Source organism: Acidithiobacillus sp. AMEEHan (assembly GCF_030996345.1).
Lineage (GTDB): Bacteria > Pseudomonadota > Gammaproteobacteria > Acidithiobacillales > Acidithiobacillaceae > Igneacidithiobacillus.
The window spans coordinates 1,222,103-1,246,039 of the sequence record NZ_CP118747.1; the positions used below are offsets into that span (position 1 = coordinate 1,222,103).

Sequence of the window (23,937 nt, forward strand, 5' to 3'; positions counted from 1 at the left end):
TGGCCTTGAGAAGCGTCCGCAAGCTTGCCTTTTGCAGATTTCCTCGCCATGGTAGCCGCTCTGGCAAGGTGCGACTGGGGAGCAGCAAACAGATGGCAAAATCTTTGGCAGACTTTATCCGCGAGGCGCGGGCACAAATCTCTGAAGTTGATTGCGATACGGTGGAGGAATGGCTGGACGCCGGCGAAGATGTGTTGATCGTCGATGTGCGTGAAACGGAGGATTTTCGTCGAGCGCGATTGCCTGGAGCCTATCATGTCCCGCGCGGTCATTTGGAGGCGCTGGCGGACCTCGAGTATGGCAAGGCGCACCCGGAATTGTCCCGGGCGCGGGAGCGTCGAGTCTTGCTCTACTGCGACAGTGGCACTCGTTCAGCCTTCGCCGCCGTTACCCTGGCGCAGATGGGCTTCGCCCAGGTCTACAGCCTGGCCGGCGGCATGGTCGTCTGGGAGGCCGAGGATAAGCCCATCGAAATCTGAATCAGGCAGGTAATGCCGCGCCAAAACTGTCCTGGTAACGCTGCGCAAACTCGGCGTGCGTGAAGTGGTGGTTCTGGGTGCCAGCAACCTCAATCTTGTAAGCGCCCATCAGCGACGCAATGCGGCCGCAGGTAGCCCACGGCAAATCGTGCTCCAGGCCATAGAGTAGGCCGGCGCGGTAGGCGTCACCGCAGCCGGTGGGATCGACGACGGCACTGGCCTTGGCGGCAGGAATCCGAATTTCTTCTGCGCCTTGGTAAATAGAGGATCCCTTCTCGCCCTGCGTGACGATCAATGCCTTGAGCTTGGCGCGCAGGGTTGTCAGGTCCCAACCCGTGCGCGACTGGATCATCCCGCATTCGTAGTCGTTGACGCTGAGATAGTCGGCCTCGCTGATCATCCGCCGCAGGGTGTCGCCGTCGAAGAGGGGTAATGCCTGGCCGGGATCGAAAATGGTCTGCACCCCGGCGCTGCGCAGGTCGCTCAGATGTTGCACCATGGCATCGAGTCCGTCGGGGGCGACGATGCCCCAGCGGCTACCTGCCGGTATGCGACCAGCAAGACGATTGCTGCCCGCCTGCATCATGGCTCCAGGATGGAAGGCGGTGATTTGGTTGTCATCGAGGTCCGTGGTGATGAACGCCTGTGCGGTATATTGATCGTCGCGGACCACAATATGGCTACGGGCAATGCCAAGATGCTGCAGATGTTCGGCATAGGGGCCGAAGTCCTGGCCAACGGTGCCGACGATTAGCGGCTCGCCGCCGAGAAGCTTGAGGTTGTACGCGATGTTGCCGGCGCAACCGCCAAAGTCGCGGCGCATCTCGGGTACGGTGAAGGACACGTTCAGCATATGCACGCGATCGGGCAGGATGTGCTCCTGAAAGCGGTCCTGAAAGACCATGATGGTATCGAAGGCGAGGGAACCACAGATGAGGGTCGGCATGGAATCTCCTGTTGATTTTTTGCAACGGATACTAGTGGTAATTTGCACGATTGAGGACTAGAATGTAGCCATTGTACGACAATGTAATGATCAGGTGCGAATGATGTGGGGTTTGGGGCTTGTTTCTGGATTGCTGTTTGCTGGGCTGGTAGCGCTGCCAGCCTCGGCAATGGCTGCCCCGGACCAGCCGTATGTCAACCTGTTTGGCGGCAACACGTTCTTTGGCTCAGGTAGCCACCTCGATGGCGGGGGTACGGTAGGTCTGCGTGTCGGGCAGCGTCTGGGGCGGCATCTGGGTATCGAAGCGCAGGTGGCGTCGGCCTTTGCGCGACTCCAAGATCAGAACCAAGGCAACGCCAATCAGTACAGTGGTTCCGTTATCGGCAACTATTATACCTTTTCCGGGGATTCCTCTCCGTACCTCTCCCTAGGGCTTGGCGCTTCGAGTGACGTCTTCAACCAACAGATTGGTCGGGGAACATCGCTGATGGGGATCTTTGGCCTTGGCTATGAGCAGCGCATCGGGGATCACTTCGGCCTGCGTTTCGGTGTGCAAGATCACCTTTTGTTCGACACCCCGCAGGCGCAGGGCGGGCCGCTGAACAACATTCAAATCACGGGCGGCATCTCCTATTTTTGGGGCGGCAGTGAAGGAAAGCGCGTCTTCCCCATCGTTGCGCCGACGCAATCCGGGTCTTGAGGGTTTTTCGCGCTGGCAATGAGCGCCTTTCAGTTTCTTGTGCTTTGACCCTCTGCTATATTTGCCTCACTTTTCTGCGATTGACATCGCCAGCAGCCGAGGAGTCGTCCGCATGTCCAAAACCCATCTCTTCACCTCCGAGTCCGTATCCGAAGGCCATCCCGATAAGGTGGCGGACCAGATTTCCGACGCCATTCTCGATGCGATCCTGGTGCAGGACCCGCGGGGGCGAGTCGCTGCCGAAACGCTAATCACCACCGGCTTGATCGTCCTTGCTGGCGAGATCACCACCACGGCGCAGGTGGACTACGCCGACGTGGCGCGGCAGACGGTGCGCCGGATTGGCTACGATTCCTCGGAGATGGGTTTTGACTGGGCCTCCTGCGCCGTCGTGCAGACTCTCGACAAACAGTCGCCGGACATTGCGCAGGGCGTCGATGAGGGTGCTGGCCTGGACCTGGATCAGGGAGCCGGCGATCAGGGGCTGATGTTTGGATTCGCCTGCGACGAAACCGACGTGCTGATGCCCACGCCAATCTACTTTGCGCACCGCCTGACCGAACGGCAGGCCCTGGTGCGCAAGGATGGCCGCTTGCCGTGGTTGCGTCCGGATGCCAAAAGTCAGGTGACGGTGCGCTACGAGGATGGCCGCCCAGTGGCCATCGACGCGGTGGTTCTCTCGACGCAGCACAGCCCGGATGTGACCCACAGTGACTTGGTGGAAGCCGTGCGCGAGGAAATCATCAAGCCGGTCTTGCCGCCAGAGATGCTGCACAAGGGCACTCAATACTTCATCAACCCTACGGGCCGTTTCGTGATTGGCGGACCCGTGGGCGACTGCGGTCTGACCGGACGGAAGATTATCGTCGATACCTATGGCGGTCAGGGTAGCCACGGTGGCGGTGCCTTCTCGGGCAAAGATCCCTCCAAGGTCGATCGCTCCTCATCCTACGCCGGTCGCTACGTGGCGAAGAATATCGTTGCCGCCGGCCTGGCCAAGCGCTGTGAGGTGCAGGTGGCCTATGCCATCGGCATTTCCCAGCCGGTCAGTCTGATGGTCGACACCTTCGGTACCGGCGTGATCGACGACGATCGTATCGCCGCCATCGTGCGCGAGCACTTCGACCTGCGCCCCAAGGGCATCATTCAGATGCTGGATCTGCTGCGGCCCATTTACGGCAAGACCGCCGCGTATGGGCACTTTGGCCGTGAAGAGCCGGAGTTTACCTGGGAGCGCACCGATCGTGCCGCTGCCTTACGCGCGGCGGCAGGTCTGAACTGATTTCCTGCCCGTGCCGAGGGGCGCTGCAGCCATCGCGGTCTGATGGTCAGGCTCGGCACGGGTCTTTGCTACAACCGCGCTCGTCTTTCAAAGGAGTGATATCCCGATGAATGCCGTGTTGCAAGACCAAGCTGATTACAAAGTTGCCGATCTGTCCCTGGCCAACTGGGGACGTCAGGAGATTCGCATTGCCGAGACGGAAATGCCCGCCTTGCTGCGGATCCGCGAAAAATATCGTGCCGAACAGCCCCTCAAAGGTGCCCGGATTTCCGGCTGTATCCACATGACCATCCAGACTGCCGTCCTCATCGAAACCCTCGTGGCCCTCGGGGCGGAAGTCCGCTGGTCTTCCTGCAACATCTTCTCTACCCAGGATCAGGCGGCAGCGGCCATTGCCGCAGCGGGGATCCCGGTTTTTGCCTGGAAGGGCGAGACCGAAGAAGAGTACTGGTGGTGTGTGGAACAGACCATCACCGGCCCAGGGGGCTGGAGGCCGAACATGATCCTCGACGATGGCGGTGACCTGACCGGTCTCTTGCATGCAAAGCATCCAGAGTTGTTGAGTGAAATCCACGGCGTTTCGGAAGAGACCACCACCGGTGTTCATCGCCTCTGGGAAATGCTGAAAGAAGGCAGTCTCAAGATCCCGGCCATCAACGTCAATGATGCGGTGACCAAGAGCAAAAACGACAATAAATACGGCTGTCGTCACTCTCTGAATGACGCCATCAAGCGCGCTACTGATCACCTGCTTTCCGGCAAACGCGCCCTGGTGCTGGGTTATGGCGATGTCGGCAAGGGTTCCGCCGCTTCCTTGCGCCAGGAAGGGATGATCGTGCGGGTGACCGAGGTCGACCCGATCTGCGCCATGCAGGCGTGCATGGATGGCTACGAAGTGGTGTCGCCCTATCGGGACGGTGTGGATGACGGGTCGGACGCCTGCATCAACCGGGAGTTGCTGGCGCAGACTGACCTGCTGGTTACCGCCACCGGCAATTTCAACGTCTGCAACAGTCGCATGCTGGCGGCGCTGAAGAATGGTGCGGTGGTCTGTAATATTGGTCATTTCGACAACGAGATCGATACTGCGTACATGCGCAAGGCATGGGCATGGGAAGAGGTCAAGCCGCAGGTGCACAAGGTCTATCGCGATGCGAGCAGTGGCAGTACGGTTGATCCAGCCAGCAATAATTACCTGATTCTTCTTTCCGAGGGACGCTTGGTGAATCTGGGTAACGCCACCGGCCACCCCAGCCGCATCATGGATGGCTCCTTTGCCAACCAGGTCTTGGCGCAGATCCACCTGTATCAGGCAGGCTTTGCGAAGTTGTCCGACGCGGAAAAGGCCAAGGCGATACGGGTGGATGTGCTGCCCAAGCAGCTCGACGAGGAGGTGGCACGCTACATGGTCGAGGGCTTTGCCGGAGTGATTACGCAATTGACTGCGGAGCAGGCGAATTACTTGGGCGTGCCAGTGGACGGCCCGTTCAAGAACGACGCCTACCGCTACTGATGAAGGCGCCGGAAATCTCGGTGGAGTTTTTTCCACCGAAGAATTCGGCGGGCGAAGAGCGCTTACGCGAGAGCATGGCCGCCCTGGCGGCCTTGCGCCCGGCCTATGCCTCGGTTACCTATGGCGCTGGCGGTTCCACCCAGGAGCGCACTCTGGCTACGGTGCGCCTCATCCAGCAGCAGGATGGCTATGAGGCAGTGCCGCACCTCACCTGCATCGGTTCTACCGAGGCGGGGATTCGGGAGCTTCTGCAGCGTTATCGAGACTGGGGAGTGCGGCGGATCGTTGCCCTGCGCGGTGACCTGCCGGAAGGTATGGAGAATCCGGGCTTTTTTCGTCACGCCAGCGATCTCGTCGCCTTCATCCGTGACTTTGGTGGCTTCGAGATTTTTGCTTCCGCCTATCCGGAGGTCCATCCGCAGGCGCAGCATGCGCGCGCCGATCTGGACTATCTCGTAGCCAAAGTCGAGGCTGGGGTCGATGCGCTCATCACCCAGTATTTTTATAACCCCGATGCCTATCTGCAACTTCGCGATTTATTGCAGCATCGGGGGTAACGGTGCCGATCCTGGTTGGGGTGATGCCCATCCACAATTATGAGCAAATTGCTCGTTTTTCCGCCCAATGTGGAGCAGAGATTCCGCGCTATTTGCGCTTACTGCTGGAAGCCTACGCCGATGAGCCGGAGGCGCAGCGCGAAGTGGCTGCCGACGTGGTCGCGCGCCAGTGCGATCTCCTGCTGCGGGAGGGGGCGCCAGGGCTGCACTTTTACACTTTGAACCAAGCGGACGCTACCCTCGCCATCGCGCAACGTCTGGATATTTGAGCGATTCCACCGCGCTGATATACACTCTTCGCTAATTCGCCGCGTCTGCCGCGCGCCACCCTTTCTTTGCCTATCAAGGAGCAGTTCCATGTCCAAAAAACACCCCGTCATTGCGGTGACTGGATCCTCGGGTGCAGGTACCACGACCGTTAAACATGCCTTTCACGATATCTTCCACCGCTTGGATGTCAACCCGGTAGTGATCGAGGGCGATAGCTTCCACCGTTACAATCGCGTCGAAATGCGCGAAGCGATCGCCAAAGCTGCCGCCGAGGGCAAGACCATCAGCCATTTTGGACCGGAGGGGAATGATTTTGGCGCGCTAGAGGCCCTGTTCCGTCAATACGGCGAGACCGGCACCGGCAAGATGCGTTACTACGTGCATGACGATGCCGAGGCCGAGCTGCGCGGCAGCGCGCCAGGAACTTTCACGCCCTGGCAGGACATTCCGTCGGGTACAGACCTGCTCTTTTATGAAGGTCTGCACGGCGGCGTGAAAACCGAGGAACACGATGTAGCCAACTATGTCGATCTGCTCGTGGGGGTGGTGCCGGTGGTCAATCTGGAATGGATCCAGAAGATCCATCGTGACAACGCCCAGCGCGGTTATTCGGCCGAGGCCATTGTCGATACCATCCTGCGGCGTATGCCCGACTATATCCACCACATCACCCCGCAGTTCAGTCGCACGCATATCAACTTCCAGCGGGTACCGATGGTGGATACCTCCAACCCCTTCATCGCCCGCGACATTCCCACCCCGGACGAAAGTATGGTGGTGATTCGCTTCAGCGACCACAAGGAGGAGAATTTCCCATATCTGCTGCAGATGATTCCCGGTAGCTTCATGTCGCGCAAGAATACGATCGTCGTTCCGGGCAACAAAATGGGCTATGCCATGGAGCTGATTCTCGGGCCGCGTATCGAGCGGATGTTGTCGGAGCGCTGAGTTCCAGGCGGGAATGGGGTTCAGGGAGCCGAGGCTGTCTCCTCGGCTTTTTTCTGGAGAATTCACTGCGCGCCGCCTTGCAATTGTCGCGTAATTGGCTACTGTAATCAGCACGTAGGAGGGGCGTATGCGTTTGGGTTCTTTCCATCACCTGCGGGTTGCGGTGGTAATTGGGGTTTTGACGTTGCTCTGGGTGGGCTTGTTGCCTGCACAAGCTGCTTCCCTGCCCAGTGTTGGATTTTACTATGGCGACGGCGCGGCACCTGCGGCGTTCCATGATTTTGACTGGGTGGTCGTCAATCCTGGAGGCGATCGTTCACCCAGTGCCTTCGCTCCGCAACAAAAGGTTTTCGCCTATGTCAGTATTGGCGAAACGACGCCCGGTGACGATCGTTATGCGCAGCTTCCGGAATCCTGTGTGCTGGGTCGTAATGCCGCTTGGGGCGGTAAAATCATCGATCTCGCGCATGCGCAATGTCGCGACTTTCTCCTGCAGAAAGTCATCGATCCAATCTGGGCGGAGGGATACCGCGGATTTTTCCTGGACACTCTCGACTCCTATGAGGCAGTGACGGAGGGGGCGGCGCGGAAGGCTCAGGAACAGGGGCTCGTCGATCTGATTCAGGCCATCAAGGCGGCGCATCCGCAGGCACAATTGATTGCCAATCGGGGTTTCTCGGTACTGCCACAGATTCACCAAGACCTGTCTGCAGTGCTGGCTGAGTCGCTGTTCCACGAATGGAATCAATCAGCCCAAAGCTATCAGGAGGTGTCGGCATCCAACCGTGAGGCTCTTGTCACGGAACTGCGTAAGGCGCAATCCTTTGGTCTGCCAGCTATCGTGATCGACTATCTGCCGACAAAACTCAATCGCGAGGGGTGGTGGAAGGATGCCGAGAAGATCCGGGCTCTGGGTTTTATCCCCTATGTGACCAATGGCAAGCTGACGGCAGTTGGTGCTGGCTTGCGTGAGCCGATGCCGCGGCATGTCCTGATCCTGTATAACAGCACAGGCCCAAAAGAATACAGTGAGGCGTTTGCCGATGGCGCCATGCCTTTGGAGTATCTCGGCTACATTCCCGAGTTCCGGCGTTTGTCCGATGGCTTGCCCAAAGCTCCCTACGCTGGGGAATACGCGGGGGTGATATTATGGAGTGATGGCGATCCGGTGACTGATGTTGCCGGTCTTTCGCGCTGGTTGCGTGGCGTGAAACAGGCGGGAATACCACTCCTGCTGATGGGGGATTTTCAGGATGATCTGGATGCCGAATTCTATCAGGCACTGGAAATGTCTCGCCCTCAGTCGGTCACGACCAGTTCGGCAGAGGTTGTCAGTGCGGCCAAGGAAATGAACTATGAAATGCCGGTGCAGGCCAGCACTCGGGATTTTCTCGCGACGAACGCCCCAGCGGGCAGCCAGATTTGGCTGCATCTGCGCGACATCTCCGGCAGTAGCGAAGACGCCGCAGCCATCACTCCGTGGGGTGGCTATGTATTGTCGCCCTACATCTTGAAGACACTACCGAATAAGGACACCCGTTGGCTCATTGATCCTTTTGCGCTGTATCGAGAGGCCCTGCGTTTGCCGCCAATGCCAGTACCCGATACGACGACCGAAAGTGGACGACGTCTGTTCATGGCGCATACCGACGGCGACGGATTCGTCAGCCGCGCCCAGTTCCCGCCGTACCACATTGCTGGTGAGGTCTACATGCACCGGATCCTGGAGAAATACAAGTTGCCGTTTACGGGTTCCATCATTGTTGGCGACTTGCTCCCCGGTGATCGTGGACTGTATCCGGCGCTCGCGCCCCTGGGTACCCAGGTGGCCCGCGAGGTGTTTCGTCTGCCCTATGTGGAAATTGGTTCGCATATGTGGTCGCATCCCTTCAATTGGCCAGCAATCGAAGCAGGGAAGGATTACCCCGGTATCAATCTGCCAGTCCCGGGATACAAATTCAGTCCCTACATGGAGGCGGTAGGTGCTGCCAAGTGGATTGATCAACACCTCGCGCCCCCCTGTAAACAGGTGGTAATTGATCAGTGGTCGGGGGATTGTGAACCCGATGCACGGGTGGTGGGCCTTGCGTATGGGGCCGGATTGATGAACATCAACGGTGGTGACAGTTATATCAGCAAAAAGGACCCGAGTATCACGGCGGTTCCCCCCATCGGCATTTTTCGCGGTAAATGGTTGCAGGTCTTTGCTCCAGATGCGAACGAGGATTACTTTACCAACCAATGGCACGGGCCGTTCTGGGGCTATATCAATGTCATCCAGACATTCGAGATGACCAACAAGCCTCATCGCCTGAAACCGATCGACATCTATACGCATTGGTATACGGCGACCAAACTGGCCTCTCTCTCTGCGCTGGAAAAGGTATATGACTGGGTTCTGACCCAATCCATCACCCCCACCTATGTCGCCAATTATGCGCACATCGCGAATAATTTTTTCACCATTCACATCGCGCGCCAAGGTGATGGTTTCTGGATTGGTAATGCCACTGACCTACGTGAACTGCGTATGCCGAAAAGCCTCGGCTATCCCAACCTCGCGGCCAGCTCGGGCATTGCGGGGTACAACGATACGCCAAACGGTGCCTACTACGTGCATATGGATGGCCAGGGGTCGGCATTTTTGGCTCTGCAATCCGCGGCCCCGAAGGTACCGTACATCAGGAGCGCCAACGCGCCCATCGCCTCTTATCAAGAAAATGCCAATGGCTTTACCGCGCAGCTCGATGGTTTTGTGCCGGTACAGCTCCATCTCGCCAATGTGCAGGGTTGTGAGGTAAGGCTGAACGGCAAGCCAGCAACAGATTCCGAGCAGATCCAGAGCAGTTCGCAGCGTGTGCGTGTCGATGTCCGCTGCCCGACAAGCTGATCTGGCTGGCGGTCGGGCGCATCTACTACGCCCGGCGAGTCTGCTGCTTTTTGTTGCGATCGTTCTGGCGGTGATCGCCGGTGTCGCCTGGCAGTATGGTTGGCATGGTCCTCTATTTTTTCAGGAGACCGCTGCCGATGCGCAGGCGCATCTGGAGAGTGCGGACCTGATGTTGCGCAGCGGTCAGTATACTGCGGCACGAAGACAAATTGCTCCCGTATTGCGTGAACCCGACGGTCCTTTGTACCGTCAGGCGCGCCTCCTGCAATGGCGGATCGACAAAACGGAAACGCTTGCCATCCCTGCAGACTCGCCGAAGCGTGAGGCAGCGCTGCGGAGCTTGCGCCCGCAGTTGGCAGGACTGTATGCAATGGGTTCCTGGCCGCTTGCCCAGTGGCAAGCCTTCGCGCGGGATGCCTATGCCTTGGGTGCCTACGACCTCAGCGCACAGGCGTGGTTGGCGGCCGCCAGAGCAGACCCGCACGAGCGGGAGGCTGATCAGCTTGCGGCCGCACATGCCTGGGCAGCTGGCAGTCAGCCGGCCAAAGCCGGTGCTCTCCTTCTGCAGCTCGCGGCGCAGAGTCAAGACAGCGCACGAGCGAAGCGTTGGTTCTTGCAGGGGATACGATGGATACAGGGTGGAAAAGGCGCAGAAGCTGCCCTGCAAGGAGCGCAATCGACTCTGCAGAGGTTGCCCCAGCTATGGCAGGATCATGAGGTGCTGCTCGCCATGGCGGAGCTGGCCCTCTCTGCTGGTCGCCCGCAGCTGGCCGCAGAGTGGCTGCGTCGCGAATTGTTGCGCAAAGCCCCTGGCAGGAAGATGTCATGAAGATTCGCGCCCTCGCGATCAGCTTCGTTCTCGCGTGGTGCGCGTTGCCAGCGCTTGCCGCTTCGATGCCCTCGGATTGGTGGAAGGCGCCTGGTAGCCTGGCTTCTGACGACGCAGAATGGCGGGCGAAGTATCTGCAGCAAAAAGAGGTTGCAAATGCCTTTGCCGCGGATTTACAGGCCAGCCAAAAATCGGGCAAGGGGATGAGTTACCTGGACCAAGGCGGCGTATCACCATCCTGGTACCGGCCACCTTTGGAAGTGCAGCCCTATCCGGCGAAATATTCGCAAAAGCTTTACGATCTGGCCTACAGCGCTTTTTTGCAAAGTCATGAACTTGACGAAGCCTACCGGCTGGCTTTCACGGCGGTTCAGAAGCGGCCGGATGATCGGCTTTGGCGCCAGCGGCTGATCGAAGTTGCGGGCTGGTTGGGTCAACGCGAAGAGGTGTTACGTCAGCTGCATTGGCTCGCGGAGCATGGCGATGCGACGGCACAGGCTAAGGCAATATCGCTGGCCTTGACTCTGGAGCGGCCGGATATCGTCATCAGCATGCTGGCACCGGCGGCACACAGTCGGCCGCTCAGTGACGCAGAGTGGAAATCCCTGATCTATGCATACGGGCAGCTCGGCGAACCAGACCGTGCGTTGAAGGCCCTCGATTATGCGCTCCAACGTTTCGGCCCCCGGCGCTATCTGCTGAATCAGAAGGCGTATCTCAGCTATCAGATGGGCGACATCGAAGCCAGCCTGCACGCCTTGCAGCGCAGTGCCGGGCAGTACGGTTCCGATCCGTCGATAGCGATCGAAGAGGCGCGCCTGTTGTCCATGCAAGGGAATTATCGTCTGGCCTTTGCCGCGCTGGAGCGTGTTCGTGCGCAAGCGACCCTGGAAGAGGTTCCGTTTTGGCAACTGTATGCCGTCCTCGCTTGGGAATTGCATGATCATGACGCCGCATTGCAGGCGGAAAAGACGCTCTATCTTCTGGGCGCTGCCAATCAATATGATTTGCAACGTTTGGTACGATTGACGGGTGAGAAGGAACCCGAGGCGGCTTTGTCGGTGGCCATGCTCGGATGGCGCAAATACCATCTCCCGATTTTTTACTTCGAAGGATTGTATTATGCAGCTGCAGCCAAACATTGGGAGACCTTGGGGCAACTGTTGCAAGAGGTGGCAAAGTCCGACCCGGATGGCCTGCGGAATTTTCCCGCCTACTGGTTGGCGTTGGGGCAATGGGCCAATGCCCGTCTCGACTACCACCTTGCCGGATACGCCTATGCAGAAGCCCTCCGACGGAACCCTGATGATACTGTCGCCGAAAACAATTTGCTGTGGATGCTCATCGACAGTGGCCAGCTACGTCTGTTGCGCGCCGTTCTGGTGGGGAACACGGCGCAACCGGAATCGGCCCTGCGCGATGCCGTGCGTAATGCCCTCGAGCGTTTGAATCTGAACCGCCAGGCCCTCTATTTGCCTAGGGACCTCGCGAAGGTAGCGCCAAGCGCGCGGGCCCCGCGTTTGCTCAACGAGGCATCTCTCTGGGATAGCACTGGTCAGACCGGTCTGGCTTGGAGCTTGCGTCGTCAAGCGGCCTGGCAAAGTGCTCAGGAGTTACGCGATATGGATGGGGGTGATCGGTGAGACGCAAGGGTCTGGGCGTTCTGGCGTTGCTGACGGCAAGCTCTTGCCTGTTTCCGGCCCTGGCCCGCGCGAACGGCGACAATACGGTCTCGTCCCAGTCCGCAGCTCGTGCCGTTCCCGTCCGCCAGCCGACGCCTGACTCCGACTTTGCGCACGATCCCTTGTATACCCTTGCCGATGCTTTGGCCGCAGCACCCGCTGGCGGCAATGTGACGCGCCATGTGTTGCTTGCCGCGGCACGTCGGGGCGATTTCCTGCCCGCCATATCCTGGAGTTTGGCGCACGGCTACTGGGGCCTCGCGCAACTGCTGGCCACCAGTAACCCGCAGCCGACGCCGCGGTGGGTAGAGCTGAGCCTGGCACTGCATGCCCACGATACGCCTGCCCTAGCGCGTCTCTTGCGGCACCCGCAGGGTCTACCGGTGCGCGACCGCATGCAGGCGCAGATGGAGCTGGGACGTTACCGGCAAGCCCGGCAGGATGCATTGTCGGCTATGCAGACCGATCCGTTTGACCGTCTTCTGCGCCGCCAATATCTGGAAGCCGTGCGCGAGAGTGCGAGCTTCGTGGATCTTGCGGGCAGCTGGCAAGCGTTCAACGGCCTCAGCCTCTTTGGACCGCGGCTGCGTGGACGGATCGCCTGGAATGACCGTTGGAGTTTGCTATTTGACGCCGATGCCTTGGCGCAGTCCGCGTCTGCGGCTTCTCAATTGCTCCGCGTGCCCTCGTGGAGTAGCCGTGATTTGGTTGGTTTCCGCTGGCAAGATCCGCGCTGGCAGATAGAGGGCTTATTGGGAAGCTATCAGGCCGAACGAAACAATGTGAGCGCGCGTATCTCGCTTGCCTGGCAAGCGACCGATACGGGCGAATTCTCCGCCAACTTCGATTATCATGACCGCAGTCTGCAAAGCCCTGCCCTCGCAGTGGCAGGCATGGTCAACCGCATTGACTTGCAGTGGGCGCAGCGCTTCGGTTCCTGGCTGGGCAACATCGGTGGGGGATGGCGGCAATATCAGGGACAGGATGGGGACGCACTCGGGAGCGATCGCTTCGGCGAGGTTTCCTTGTTGTGGCGTCATAATCTCGGCCCTTGGGAATTCCAAGTTGGACCCTTCGCCGATTATCACGATCTTACCCGGGTTACTCAGTTGCAAGGAGTACTGGCTGCCGCGTTGCAACCGGATGCCCGTATCCCGGATCTTATATTGCCCGGTAGTTACGCCGATATCGGAATGCGAGTGCAGTGGGGAACTTGGGAGCGGGCCATCGCTAGTGATTGGACTCCGTATATCGCCCTCAGTGTGTATCAGAATACCCGGTTTGGGCCGCAATATCAGTTCGATGCAGGTTTGAGTACCTCGGTTTTTGGGCCGGATCGGCTGCGTATTGGTTTCGCCCAGGGGCAGGGAGGAAATGGGTTGGCCTTGAATCAGCGCATGGTGCGCCTCGGATACCGTTTTTATTTTTAAGAATCGAACAGGGGGAATCAAGATGAATTGGCGCGCAGTAGTCGTTTCTGTAGGACTGGTGGCTTCGCTTGGTGGCTGTGCCGGTATGAATGTGCAAACGGCCGGCCCGCTCGCAGACAACAAGGGAGCCACCTGGGCGGTGCTGCCCTTTGCCAATAATACCGAGACTCCGATGGCCAATGCCCGTGCGGCGGCGATCGCTGCAGGTACCTTGCAAAGTGAGGGACGGCCGGTACTTGGGAATCTGCCGATCAATACCCGTACCGAAGCCCTCCTTGGTGGCGACTGGAAGCGGGAATATGCGGACGCCTTGCGTCAGGCGCGTGCCGATGGAGCTCGCTATGCCCTGGCGGGAAGTGTCGATGAATGGGATTATCGTGCTGGGATTAATGCCGAACCGGAAGTGGCCATGACGCTGTGGGTGGTCGATGTTGCCAACGATAAGGTGGTGTGGAGTGGGGTGGGCAGTGCCCACGGCGGAAGCCTGGGACGTGGCGGCACAGGAGGGGTTGCGCAACGCCTGATCCAGCGCCTCCTCAATCGCGCGCTTCACTAGCATCATGGGCATGCTGACGGCGCTGCCACGACGGGGCGAGGGCTGGCTCGAGGCAATTCTATTGCCGATCTGTGCATTACTGCTCAGCAATTTTCTGCGTCCCCAGGATCCCCTGTTGTTCACCCAGGGGTTCCCCTGGTTGATGCTCATCCCCTTGCTTATCGCCTTGCGTTACGCCTTCCTGCCGGCATTGGCTTCCATGGTGATCCTGGCCAGTGATTTTCTCTGGCATCCCTATCCGCTGGGTGTCAGTCTGGAGCTTGCTGCCGGTACCTTACTGGTGGTGCTCATTGGGTCGGAATTCAGTGCATACTGGTCGCGGCGCGAGACGGGACGTGCGCTGGAGGAAGAAATTACCGCAACCCGGCTGCGTCAGCTCGCGGATGACCTCTACGTCACGCGAATTTCCCTCGATCGTCTGGAGCAAAGCCTGCTCTACAAACCGGTTTCTGCGCGTACTGCCCTGGAAGACCTGCGACGTAGCCTCATTGCCAATCGAGGTGTCCTGAACCGGGAGATCGTATCCCGGGCCTTGTATTTTCTGAATCAGCTTGCCGGGCTACAAGTGGCTGCCTGGTATTCTCGCCCCGCTGCGAATACGCATCCAGTCTTGCTGGCTAGCTTCGGTGACGTTACCGCACTGAATGAGATGGATCCTGTTTGGCACCAGGCGGTTGCAGAAGGCCAAAGCCAGAATATTGCAGGCCTTGATTTGGCGCAGATCCAGCAATATCTGTCCGTCCATGTCTGCGGGGAAGAGGCCGGAATCGTATACTATCTCGCCATTGAAGAGATGTCTTTTTTTGCTATTAGCAGAGAAAACTTGCAGATCGTAGAGGTTTTATTTCAGTACCTCTGTAACTATTCCGAGGCAGTTCAATTTTCTCAGTCATTACTGCAACATTGGTCTGATTGTCCACCAGAGTTTGCTGTCGATTTTCTGCAACTGCAGCGTTTGGCAAAGATCGTCGCGAAGGTGGGGTTCTGTGTTCGCTACGTTCTGCGGGATGCCCCACAAGCGGAGGCGATCGTGCGAAGCATGCAAAACCTGCGTCGCGGATTGGATGTATTGTGGTTGCATCGCGGTGGAAGCGACCTGTATCTGCTGGTTCTGCTGCCATTTTCTGGCCAAAGTGCGATGGAGGGCTACCTGCGGCGTGTGGAAACCCAGATCCAGGAAAGCTGCCGCAACGAGTGGGAAAAGGTTTTTCAACGCAGAGATGCCTTGGAGCTCGACGGCAGGGACGCTGTTGTCCAGATTCGCGCCTTCCTCGAAGAGGGAGATTCGCCGTGATTTTGGTCGCTATCCTTTATTTTTTTGTTGCCTTGGCGGCATCGTTAGGGGCAAGCGTCATTGCGCCACGGGAGAGGGCATTACGGGGTTGGTTGCCAGCCTGGCTCCTGTTTCTCTTGCTCAGCGTTTTTCTCCCATTCCTGGGTGCGGTGCTTGCCGTAAGTTATGCGATTGCCCTCCGCTCCGTGCGGCACCGTATTCACGTTGCCGCAGTAGAACCAATCCTCGTGCCGGCTCCCGCACGAGACCTTCGTCTACGCATTTCCGTTGCCTCGGAGGGAGCGGTGGCAGGTCGGCTGAGAGGATCCAGGAATCTTGGTCAGAGGGTGGAGGCACTTTCCCAGATCGTCTCCTCCCGTTTTGCCGAACAAACTCGTTTGCTGCGCTCTGCGTTACGTGACGAAGCCGAAGAGATCCGCTTGCTGGCCTATGCTGCCTTGGATCAGCGCGAACAGGAAAATACGGAACTCTTGTTAGATCTGCAGCAGGATATTGAACACAGTTCCAGCCCCCGCCTGCGGCAGCGGCTGCAGGAATATCTAGCCTGGTTGCGGTGGAACATCGACCACACCGATTCTCGTGAGCTGGCCGATCCGTTGCTGCGGAAAGAGGAGGCGAAGCCTGAGCTTGGCTTCGATGACCAGGCGGTGGAGCCGGCGCCAGCCATGCTGCGAGGGCTGCGTGCATTGGAAATCGGCGCTGCGGGCCAGGCGCTAGAGCTTTTTCGGCAAGCCGAGCAAGCGAATGTGGCACCGAGTGTGCTTGCCCCCTATCGAGCGGCAGCGCTTTATCTTCAGCGCGACATTCAAGGTTTGCAATCGGTATACGCAGATCATCCCGAGATGGCTCTCTCTCCGCGTTACGCCGCGTCCTATCGTTTCTGGATAGGTCAGAAATGATGATGCGTAAATCTGTCGAGTCCGTGGATGTCCTACTGATTCTTGAAGGGACTTTTCCCTACGTCCGCGGCGGAGTCTCGTCTTGGGTGAATCGAATGATGCAAGGGTTCCCTGAACACCGTTTCGGCATCATTTTTTTGGGAAGTGCCCGTGACGAATACACCGCCACGCCTTATGCATTGCCGGAGAACGTAGACTATTTTGCGGAATATTTTCTCCATGACAATAACGAGCTTCCACCTAAAAAGGTTGAATTGGCGGCTAAGCGACCAGATTTGCAGTCGGTTGAAGTTGCCCATGAGCAAATGAAACAGTGTATCGCCGGCAAGCAAGAAGGGCTGGATCTTGCCGCTTATGCGAATAACTTCTCGATAAGTCAGCAGATTTTTTTGTATTCCGAATCAGTATGGCAGTATTTCCTTGCGCGCTATGCAGAGATCCCGGATCAGCCCCCCTTCGTCGATTATTTTTGGACGATTCGCGGTATGCATGCCCCCCTCTGGGTGATCCAGAATGCTGTGAAAAGGGCACCCCAGGCCAAGATCATGCATTGTCCCTCAACCGGTTATGCCGGCTATTTGGGGGCTCTACTCAGCTATCAGCAAGGTCGGCCGTTGCTCATTTCCGAGCATGGCATCTATACCAAGGAGCGCCGCATCGACTTGATGCTGGCTCGCTGGATCGAGGAAGACGAAGAATTCTTGCAGCGTGCCGGCCACATTCATTATCTACGGCAGCTCTGGATCAATTTTTTTTCCCTGCTCGGTAAAATCACCTACAGCCAAGCCCATAAAATCATCAATCTGTACAGCGGCGTGATTCCGTTGCAGGTTGCCGATGGCGCCAGCCCCGATAAATTGTGCACGATTCCCAACGGGATTGCGGTAGAGAAGTTTGTCTCCTGTCGCCAAGACTATGCGGCGAGACAGGACGTTGTGGCATTGATAGGTCGCGTGGTCCCGATCAAGGATATCAAAACTTTTATCCGCACCGCTGCAGTCGCTCGCGACCAGGGGCGTAGCACCCGTTTCTGGGTTGTTGGTCCCACGGAAGAAGACGAAGAGTACTTTGCGGAGTGTACGGTGTTGTTGCGTCACCTCCAACTGCAGGAGCAGGTGCAATTCTTGGGTTTTCGTGCCGTTACAGAGATATTGCAGGAAGCACGTCTCAGCGTATTGAGTTCCATCAGCGAGGGGTTGCCCTTGTCGATTCTTGAGAGTTTTGCTGCGGGCGTTCCCGTGGTCAGTACCGATGTAGGTTCCTGCCGGGAACTCATCCTCGGCACGAACGCCGATCATCCGCAGGCCGCAGGAAAGGTGGTACCCATCGCAGATGCGCAGGCGATGGCGAAAGCAATATACGAACTCTTGGATAATCCCGCGGAGTGGCGGCGCTGTAGCGAGCAGGCGATCGCACGGGTAGAGAGTCAGTATCGCGAGGAGCAGATGTTTGCCGCATATCGACAGTTGTACGACCAGGCTATGGGAAGGAATTGACGATGGCAGGCATTGGCTTTGAGTTGCGTCGTATTCTTCGCCGAAATAGCTACTTGGCGCTGATCGAGGCCTACGGCTACGCCGGCATTGTCTCATCCGGGCCATGGCTGCTATCGATTTTTGGAATATTGCTCCTTGGTTTTCTCGCCATGAGCGATCAGTCGGCAGCCTTACCCATCATCCAATTTCAGGTATCCGTCACTTACCTGATTGCAGTATCGCTCATTTTTACCGGGCCTATGCAGTTGCTGTTTACTCGGTATATCGCTGACATGCTGTTTGCTCGGCAGGCACGTTCGGTGGTAACGATATTGCTCACCATGCTGGTGACGGCAATGGTCCCGGGCGCGGTGTTCGCGAGCCTGATCCTGCTATTGTTGTTTCAGGGAACATCCCTCGTTTATCAGGTTCTGATGGGGTTCAGCTTTGTCGAACTCTGTGGCGTATGGGTGCTTACCATCATGGGCACCAGTCTGAAGGACTACAAGGCGCTGGTGAGTTGGTATTTTCTCGCCTACGCAACGATCGTTTTGTTGGGATTTTTTGAGGGTCGCCACTGGGGATTGCCGGGCTATCTTGCAGCATTCTCGGTAGGCCAAATGGTTCTGTTGTTTGGCCTGGGTATCACGGTTATAAGGGAGTTCCCGGGGTATCTGCAATGGCCGGAAAAGCGTGTCAACCACTTGTTCTGGTCGCTTTCTCTAGTTGGTCTGGCTTTCAATGCAGCCATCTGGGCGGATAAGTTCCTTTTTTGGTTTGATCCGGCAACGGGAGAGCAGGTCATCGGGCCACTACATGCTTCGCCGATCTATGACGTACCCATTTTTCTCAGTTATATCACGATCGTGCCAGGACTCGCGGTGTTTCTGTTTCGTCTGGAAACCGATTTCGTAGAGGCGTACCAATCCTACAATCGAGCGATCGTTGAGGGTGGAACGTTAGCCGAGTTGCGTGCGGCCAAAATTGGCATGATCATTGCCACGCGGGCCGGGCTGTGGGATATTGCCAAAATCCAAGGGGTAACGGTGCTCCTCGCTTTTGCCTTTACGCCGCAACTGCTACACGTTCTGGGCTATTCACAGAATTACGCCAGAATTTTTGAGTTTGACGTCATTGGCGTAAGCTTGCAGCTCTTGCTTATGAGCCTGTTAAATGTCTATTTTTATCTTGATTTGCGTTTTCGGGCGGTGGTATTGAGCTTATTGTTTTTTACAGGGAACCTGGTTTTTACCTGGTTGACACTGCGTGCGGGACCGTTTTTCTATGGTATGGGGTTCGTTGCCGGGCTATTCTTGGTTGACACGCTGGGGGTTTATCTCTTGGCGCGCGACTTGGATCGCATTGACTATCTCACCTTCATTCGTGCACGGTAGGGTCAGCAGTGCCTCGCTGCGGAAGTAGGTAGACGGTCAGTGACGGCGGTGCTCCGTGTTGCAGTTAGCGCTGCCTTATGTTTGGATAGCCGCCATAAACAATACGAGGGAGGTGGAGTGGATGCGTAAATGTATTTTGGTTATTGGCGGCGCGGGGTTCATTGGGTCGCATAGCGTCGATCGCTTGCTTGCCGAGGGCTATTCGGTAAGGGTTCTGGATAATTTTTCCACCGGTCGCTGGGAAAATCTCCCGTCGGAACATCCGCGGCTGGAAATCTTGGTCGGAGATATCGCCGAAGAGGAACTATGGGAGCCAGCCTTCGCTGATGTCGACGCGGTTTTACACCTGGCAGCGCAAGTTTCGGTACAGAAAAGCATCGAAAACCCCGTACGCTCCTGTGCGGAAAATATCCAGAACTTCGTCATTGTTTTGGAGTTGGCGCGGAAACGTGCGGTGCGGGTAGTTTATGCGTCCTCTGCAGCGGTATATGGAGATCCGCAGAGCCTTCCTGCTCGGGAAGCGGATCTCGCTTCGCCCATTTCACCCTATGGCCTGGAAAAATACACCAATGAGCTCTACGCAGCGCTCTACCATAAAATGTACGGCCTCTCCCATTTGGGTTTGCGCTACTTCAATGTCTACGGTCCCCGACAAGATCCTCACTCACCCTACAGTGGCGTGATTTCTCGATTTCTCGAGCAGATGCGATCCGGTCGACCATTGACTATTCGCGGAGACGGCTTGCAGGAACGAGATTTCGTACATGTATTCGATGTGGCCCGTGCCAACGTTGCGGCTTTGTTTTCTACCTCCAACGGTGTTATCAATATCGGCTCTGGCGAGGCTGTGAGTATCCTTGGGTTGGGCGAGATGTTGCTGAAGTTACATGGTCAAGGCGATATCTCCTGGGTTCCAGCTATCCCCGGAGACATCCGTCATTCCTGTGCTGATATTTCCATGATGCGATCGGTGTTGGGTCCACCGAGCACCCCGTTGGCCGCGGGCTTGCAGCAGTTGCTCGAGAAATTTACGTTGGCGGCACTATAATCTGCCCTGTGGACAATGAAGACAAGTCTATAGACTTTTTGGTGTCAAGAGTTTCTATTTCCTCCTTCTGGTGCGCCGTCACGTTCTGATAACAAACCATAACGGATTGTTTCTTTTGGAAATCTGCAGAATCTGCGAGTTGAGTGTAAGAAAATCATTACATCATTAACTAAAAGAGAACTCTAATATACAAGAAAAAATAGTGAGTTATGTTTTGGCATAGATCCTGCTCCTAACAGGCAAGTTCTTCTTTGTTTCTCCAATGTTGGGAAAGACAAGAAGGGAGTACAACCCAAGACTCTGGGGACTAGACATGCTAAAAGATATCAATCGCTATAACACCTCCACCGCCCGCCAGATAACCGAACACTTCCACGCCAAGAGGGTTCTGGTCACTGGCGGTTTCGGGTTCGTGGGTGGTCACGTTGCTCGCCATCTCCTGAATTGTGGTGCTGAACTCGCGCTTCTAGACATCGACACTTCGCCCGATCGCCCCTCCATGGTCAATTGCCCTCGACAGGGGATCCGAGAAAAAGTCCGTATTATAGAGGCAGATGTTACCGACAAGAAAATGATGCTGGATATCATAGATGAGGGAAGGTTTCATTATATATTTCATTTTGCTGCTTATGCCTCGGTCATTGAAAAAGCTCTCAACGCGCCATACGACACGATAATGGCCAATACCATGGGTTGGATCAAGGTTCTTCGATGTTTCATGTGGGTAGCCTGAGATCCAGTTTACCGAGGATCAGGTAGGCCATGTTGATAAAGTTCTTGTGGGTACGGTAGCCACGGGCTTTTGCCTTGGCGGACTGGAGGAGGCTATTGAAGCCTTCCAGAATCCCGTTGGTGATCTGGCTCTCGAACCAGCGGAGCACACCATCCCAGTGATTCATGACGGTGTAGGCGACCTTGACCATTGGCGGTAATCCGCTGTCCTTGACGTTTTCCACCCAGGCCTTGAGCAGGGTGGCGCCCTGGTGGCGATTCTGGACGGTGAAGATTTCTTGGAAGGTCAGGCGAAGCTGATAAGCCTGTGCTGTCTTGAGGTTCTGGTTCTTGAGGATCTCCCGGAGCCTGGCGCTTTGCTTGGCGGAGAGCTTTCCCGGGTTCTTGAGCCAAAGCCAGCGGCTCTTTTTCAGGTCTGGTTGGGAGAGGGCTTCCCCCTTGCGTACGGCATCTACGGCCTCATTGACGAGCTTCATGAGGTGAAAGCGATCGAAGGTGACCTGGGCGTTGGGCAGGTGTTCTGCGGCCCCTTTTTGGAAGGCTGGCGAGAGGTCCATGCTGACCTCCGTAATGGCCTCGGCGCTGCCGCCATGGGCCTGCAGATCTTCGGCGAACTGCGCAAAAGTCTCGGCATCCTTGCCGGGTGTGGCAAACAGCAGGCGCTTCGCCACGAGGTCCACAAACAGGGTGATGTAATCATGGCCGCGCCGGCTGCTCGTCTCATCGATACCGACGGAATGGACCTCTGACATGTCCGCGGCCTCGCGGGCCTTGGCGACGTAATGATCGAGCACCCGCCAGAGTCGCTGGTCCGTCTCCCGCACTAGGCGGGAGACCGTCAACACGGGCATCTCCCGGACCATGGCCATGACTAGAGCCTCAAAGAGCAGCGTGAATCCCGAGCCTTCCCGCGCCCAAGGGACGGATACCAAATGCACGCCGTGTTCCGGGCAATGGACCCGTGGTACGCGGGCATGGAGATAAGCCGCATGCTGGAAGAAGTCGAGGTGACGCCAGACCTTCTCCTGGGTGTCATAGACCGGGCAGTCCTGGCCGCAGACCGGACAGGGAAACTGACTACCCCTTGGGAAGTTCACATGCAGGTCCAGGCGCTTTTCCTCCACCGTGAACCGCACATCGTCCACCATCCACGGCGGAACCAACCCCAACGCCAGAGTGAACAGTTGATTACCTTGGTCCATCCTTATCCTCAGCTCGCTGCCCTTCCCATAAAGCAATCATACCGCCTTACCCACTCAATGTGTCGAGGAGCCTGGATCAATGTATTGGAAGCCTGTCGTATTACGCAACACCGGCCCAGCATGATATTTTTATCCTCTACTGACAAGGTCTATGGCGAGATGGAAGGGGATTCCTATTTTGAACATCTCACGCCTTTGCGGGGGATCGGAGTGTACGATTCCGCAAAGCTCGCGGCAGACGTATTTTCGCGTACGTATCATGAGGCATTCGGGTTGCCGACAGTTACCTTGCGTATGTGCAATATATTTGGTCCATATGATTTCAACAGTGGGTATCGCCTGCTGCCAAGAGCGATGAAAAATATATTTGGTGCGCCAGATCCTGTAGCTCCAGAGCTCTATTTTGACGCAATTGAGCATCACCGAGATTATCTCTATGTTGACGATTTGGTGAATGCCATCATATTGCTTGCGCACGGGAGTGTCTGTCGTGGAGAAGTCTATAATTTGGCTGGCGGCACGTATCTAAGCACCCCCACCATGCTACGTACCATCGTAGAGTTGAGCGCGAACGTTGAGCGTGATTATGATGCTGGCAGGGCAGAAAAAATCTTGCGCAATGGTATTGCCGTGCGTGTCAGTGCGAATGCCTCTACTGTCCATGCGATTAGTAAACAACATCTCAACGGAGAAAAACTGGTAAATGATACTGGGTTTCAGCCTGGGGAATCATTTACGGATGCGCTGCTGGAGACAATTCGATTCTATCGAGAGTATTTTATCGGCATCAAGGCGGAGGTCGCCAGTGCAAAACGTTTGGCAGGGTAGAAAGTGCCTGGTTACGGGAGGCGCGGGATTTGGGGGGGCGCATCTGTGTGAACAGCTCTTAGCGCGTGGTGCGCAGGTCTACGTGCTTGATAAGGTCGTGCACGAGTTTTCCTATTTCCGCCTCCAGGGAATCGATCGTCAGGTTCAAATGATTCCTGGTGACATCACAGACGACAGTCTGGTTCGTTTAATGTTGGAGCGCTTTGAGATCAACACGGTTTTCCATTTGGCAGCACAGCCGATCGTACCCATCAGCAACACGCTACCTATGGCAACTCTGCAGAGCAACGCGATAGGCACTTTCATTTTGCTGGAGGCGATGCGCCAGAGTGCGTGTGTTGAGCGCATGGTCATCGCCTCGAGTGGCGCTTACTACGGAGCAACTACTACCGACTGCGCGCTTCGGGAGTCGGATCCTCCTCTTACCGCAGCGAATATTTATGCCTCGTCTAAAGTCGCTGCGGACGCGGTGGCCCGTAGTTACGCTGCCGCCTTCGGCTTGTCCGTCGCGGTATGTCGCTTCATGAATACTTATGGCCCTGGAGATATCAATTTCACTCGCTTGGTCCCACGAGCAATGCGCAACCTATTGAAAGGCGAAGCGTACCACTTCGGTGCGCGCGATGATGGAAGCTCGCGTCTGGACTTCCTGTATGTAGGCGATATGGCGGAGGCGTATTTGCGAACCGCCGAGGCAATGCCGGCATGTCGCGGTGAACCATTCAACTTTGGTAGCGGTGTGGCGATATCAATAGCAGATGTGGCAAGAATGATTTCAATGCGCTACGACGGTAGTGAACGTGCGCCAATATTTTCAGGTGAAAAAAGGGATCGGCCAGCCATTAAATACCTGAATATTGAAAAAGCGTTCCAGTTGTTGGGTTGGCAGCCAAAGACCGCCCTGGATGACGGCTTGGAGAGAACGGTGAAATGGTACCGGGACCACTGGCAGGAGCTGCAAAAGGTTGCATGACAAAGCGAGG

Annotated in this window: 20 protein-coding genes, 1 pseudogene and 1 riboswitch; of the genes and pseudogenes, 19 read left to right on the plus strand and 2 right to left on the minus strand. The window is 56.8% G+C overall.

What is annotated here, in order from left to right; all coding sequences use genetic code 11:
* Positions 1-92 precede the first annotated feature (92 nt).
* Entirely contained in the window at positions 93-479 is a 387-nt protein-coding gene (locus ORD17_RS06230; RefSeq protein ID WP_308389991.1) for a rhodanese-like domain-containing protein, read from the plus strand.
* Position 480: 1 nt separating this feature from the next.
* Here ORD17_RS06230 and ORD17_RS06235 read toward each other — a convergent pair whose 3' ends face one another.
* Entirely contained in the window at positions 481-1,425 is a 945-nt protein-coding gene (locus tag ORD17_RS06235; RefSeq protein WP_308389992.1) for a carbohydrate kinase family protein, read from the minus strand.
* A gap of 100 nt (positions 1,426-1,525) precedes the next feature.
* Between ORD17_RS06235 and ORD17_RS06240 the strand changes: the two genes are divergently transcribed.
* From ORD17_RS06240 to ORD17_RS06315, 16 genes and pseudogenes are all read left to right on the plus strand, one after another.
* Entirely contained in the window at positions 1,526-2,125 is a 600-nt protein-coding gene (locus tag ORD17_RS06240; RefSeq protein WP_308389993.1) for an outer membrane beta-barrel protein, read from the plus strand.
* Between the two features lie 112 nt (positions 2,126-2,237).
* Positions 2,238-3,407: a methionine adenosyltransferase gene (gene metK, locus ORD17_RS06245; protein ID WP_308389994.1), complete on the plus strand. Its 1,170-nt coding sequence runs from the start codon at positions 2,238-2,240 to the stop codon at positions 3,405-3,407.
* A gap of 9 nt (positions 3,408-3,416) precedes the next feature.
* A riboswitch (S-adenosyl-L-homocysteine riboswitch) is annotated at positions 3,417-3,496 on the plus strand.
* A gap of 17 nt (positions 3,497-3,513) precedes the next feature.
* On the plus strand, positions 3,514-4,920 hold the full coding sequence (ahcY, locus tag ORD17_RS06250) for an adenosylhomocysteinase (RefSeq protein ID WP_308389995.1): 1,407 nt from the start codon (positions 3,514-3,516) through the stop codon (positions 4,918-4,920).
* Positions 4,920-5,746 (plus strand): annotated as a pseudogene (metF, locus tag ORD17_RS06255) (methylenetetrahydrofolate reductase [NAD(P)H]). The gene ahcY and the pseudogene metF overlap by 1 nt, the downstream one beginning before the upstream one ends.
* Before the next feature lie 88 nt (positions 5,747-5,834).
* A complete protein-coding gene (locus ORD17_RS06260; protein ID WP_308389996.1) occupies positions 5,835-6,695 on the plus strand; it encodes a phosphoribulokinase in 861 nt (286 codons plus the stop codon).
* 127 nt (positions 6,696-6,822) lie between these two features.
* The gene (locus ORD17_RS06265) at positions 6,823-9,585 is read left to right on the plus strand and encodes an endo alpha-1,4 polygalactosaminidase (RefSeq protein ID WP_308389997.1); all 2,763 of its coding nucleotides are present in this window, start codon (positions 6,823-6,825) and stop codon (positions 9,583-9,585) included.
* Positions 9,563-10,414: a hypothetical protein gene (locus tag ORD17_RS06270; RefSeq protein WP_308390067.1), complete on the plus strand. Its 852-nt coding sequence runs from the start codon at positions 9,563-9,565 to the stop codon at positions 10,412-10,414. Before ORD17_RS06265 ends, ORD17_RS06270 begins: the two co-directional genes overlap by 23 nt.
* The gene (locus ORD17_RS06275) at positions 10,411-12,057 is read left to right on the plus strand and encodes a tetratricopeptide repeat protein (protein ID WP_308389998.1); all 1,647 of its coding nucleotides are present in this window, start codon (positions 10,411-10,413) and stop codon (positions 12,055-12,057) included. Before ORD17_RS06270 ends, ORD17_RS06275 begins: the two co-directional genes overlap by 4 nt.
* The gene (locus tag ORD17_RS06280) at positions 12,054-13,526 is read left to right on the plus strand and encodes a hypothetical protein (protein ID WP_308389999.1); all 1,473 of its coding nucleotides are present in this window, start codon (positions 12,054-12,056) and stop codon (positions 13,524-13,526) included. The genes ORD17_RS06275 and ORD17_RS06280 overlap by 4 nt, the downstream gene beginning before the upstream one ends.
* A 22-nt stretch (positions 13,527-13,548) precedes the next feature.
* Positions 13,549-14,082: a hypothetical protein gene (locus ORD17_RS06285; protein WP_308390000.1), complete on the plus strand. Its 534-nt coding sequence runs from the start codon at positions 13,549-13,551 to the stop codon at positions 14,080-14,082.
* A gap of 10 nt (positions 14,083-14,092) precedes the next feature.
* Positions 14,093-15,376: a PelD GGDEF domain-containing protein gene (locus tag ORD17_RS06290; RefSeq protein WP_308390001.1), complete on the plus strand. Its 1,284-nt coding sequence runs from the start codon at positions 14,093-14,095 to the stop codon at positions 15,374-15,376.
* Positions 15,373-16,275 carry a hypothetical protein gene (locus tag ORD17_RS06295; RefSeq protein WP_308390002.1) on the plus strand — a complete coding sequence of 301 codons (903 nt, stop codon included), beginning with the start codon at positions 15,373-15,375 and terminating at the stop codon, positions 16,273-16,275. Before ORD17_RS06290 ends, ORD17_RS06295 begins: the two co-directional genes overlap by 4 nt.
* Complete coding sequence (pelF, locus tag ORD17_RS06300; protein ID WP_308390003.1) at positions 16,272-17,771, plus strand: GT4 family glycosyltransferase PelF; 1,500 nt, start codon at positions 16,272-16,274, stop codon at positions 17,769-17,771. Before ORD17_RS06295 ends, pelF begins: the two co-directional genes overlap by 4 nt.
* Before the next feature lie 2 nt (positions 17,772-17,773).
* Positions 17,774-19,144 (plus strand): exopolysaccharide Pel transporter PelG, encoded by a 1,371-nt coding sequence (gene pelG / locus ORD17_RS06305; RefSeq protein ID WP_308390004.1) that lies wholly within the window; start codon positions 17,774-17,776, stop codon positions 19,142-19,144.
* 121 nt (positions 19,145-19,265) lie between these two features.
* Positions 19,266-20,192 carry an NAD-dependent epimerase/dehydratase family protein gene (locus tag ORD17_RS06310; protein ID WP_308390005.1) on the plus strand — a complete coding sequence of 309 codons (927 nt, stop codon included), beginning with the start codon at positions 19,266-19,268 and terminating at the stop codon, positions 20,190-20,192.
* A gap of 313 nt (positions 20,193-20,505) precedes the next feature.
* The gene (locus ORD17_RS06315; RefSeq protein ID WP_308390006.1) at positions 20,506-20,925 is read left to right on the plus strand and encodes a GDP-mannose 4,6-dehydratase; all 420 of its coding nucleotides are present in this window, start codon (positions 20,506-20,508) and stop codon (positions 20,923-20,925) included.
* Here the strand turns inward: ORD17_RS06315 and ORD17_RS06320 are convergent.
* Positions 20,909-22,126: an ISL3 family transposase gene (locus ORD17_RS06320; RefSeq protein ID WP_014003049.1), complete on the minus strand. Its 1,218-nt coding sequence runs from the start codon at positions 22,124-22,126 to the stop codon at positions 20,909-20,911. The genes ORD17_RS06315 and ORD17_RS06320 overlap by 17 nt on opposite strands.
* An 84-nt stretch (positions 22,127-22,210) precedes the next feature.
* Between ORD17_RS06320 and ORD17_RS06325 the strand changes: the two genes are divergently transcribed.
* Entirely contained in the window at positions 22,211-22,954 is a 744-nt protein-coding gene (locus ORD17_RS06325) for an NAD-dependent epimerase/dehydratase family protein (RefSeq protein ID WP_308390007.1), read from the plus strand.
* The gene (locus ORD17_RS06330; protein WP_308390068.1) at positions 22,866-23,927 is read left to right on the plus strand and encodes a GDP-mannose 4,6-dehydratase; all 1,062 of its coding nucleotides are present in this window, start codon (positions 22,866-22,868) and stop codon (positions 23,925-23,927) included. The genes ORD17_RS06325 and ORD17_RS06330 overlap by 89 nt, the downstream gene beginning before the upstream one ends.
* Positions 23,928-23,937: the final 10 nt, after the last annotated feature.

Excerpts from the sequence above, each read along its gene's own strand:
- ORD17_RS06230 (WP_308389991.1), top strand. The coding sequence starts at position 93 with ATGGCAAAATCTTTGGCAGACTTTATCCGCGAGGCGCGGGCACAAATC.
- ORD17_RS06235 (WP_308389992.1), bottom strand. The coding sequence starts at position 1,425 with ATGCCGACCCTCATCTGTGGTTCCCTCGCCTTCGATACCATCATGGTC.
- ORD17_RS06240 (WP_308389993.1), top strand. The coding sequence starts at position 1,526 with ATGATGTGGGGTTTGGGGCTTGTTTCTGGATTGCTGTTTGCTGGGCTG.
- metK (WP_308389994.1), top strand. The coding sequence starts at position 2,238 with ATGTCCAAAACCCATCTCTTCACCTCCGAGTCCGTATCCGAAGGCCAT.
- ahcY (WP_308389995.1), top strand. The coding sequence starts at position 3,514 with ATGAATGCCGTGTTGCAAGACCAAGCTGATTACAAAGTTGCCGATCTG.
- ORD17_RS06260 (WP_308389996.1), top strand. The coding sequence starts at position 5,835 with ATGTCCAAAAAACACCCCGTCATTGCGGTGACTGGATCCTCGGGTGCA.
- ORD17_RS06265 (WP_308389997.1), top strand. The coding sequence starts at position 6,823 with ATGCGTTTGGGTTCTTTCCATCACCTGCGGGTTGCGGTGGTAATTGGG.
- ORD17_RS06270 (WP_308390067.1), top strand. The coding sequence starts at position 9,563 with ATGTCCGCTGCCCGACAAGCTGATCTGGCTGGCGGTCGGGCGCATCTA.
- ORD17_RS06275 (WP_308389998.1), top strand. The coding sequence starts at position 10,411 with ATGAAGATTCGCGCCCTCGCGATCAGCTTCGTTCTCGCGTGGTGCGCG.
- ORD17_RS06285 (WP_308390000.1), top strand. The coding sequence starts at position 13,549 with ATGAATTGGCGCGCAGTAGTCGTTTCTGTAGGACTGGTGGCTTCGCTT.
- ORD17_RS06290 (WP_308390001.1), top strand. The coding sequence starts at position 14,093 with ATGCTGACGGCGCTGCCACGACGGGGCGAGGGCTGGCTCGAGGCAATT.
- pelF (WP_308390003.1), top strand. The coding sequence starts at position 16,272 with ATGATGATGCGTAAATCTGTCGAGTCCGTGGATGTCCTACTGATTCTT.
- pelG (WP_308390004.1), top strand. The coding sequence starts at position 17,774 with ATGGCAGGCATTGGCTTTGAGTTGCGTCGTATTCTTCGCCGAAATAGC.
- ORD17_RS06310 (WP_308390005.1), top strand. The coding sequence starts at position 19,266 with ATGCGTAAATGTATTTTGGTTATTGGCGGCGCGGGGTTCATTGGGTCG.
- ORD17_RS06315 (WP_308390006.1), top strand. The coding sequence starts at position 20,506 with ATGCTAAAAGATATCAATCGCTATAACACCTCCACCGCCCGCCAGATA.
- ORD17_RS06320 (WP_014003049.1), bottom strand. The coding sequence starts at position 22,126 with ATGGACCAAGGTAATCAACTGTTCACTCTGGCGTTGGGGTTGGTTCCG.
- ORD17_RS06330 (WP_308390068.1), top strand. The coding sequence starts at position 22,866 with ATGCGCTGCTGGAGACAATTCGATTCTATCGAGAGTATTTTATCGGCA.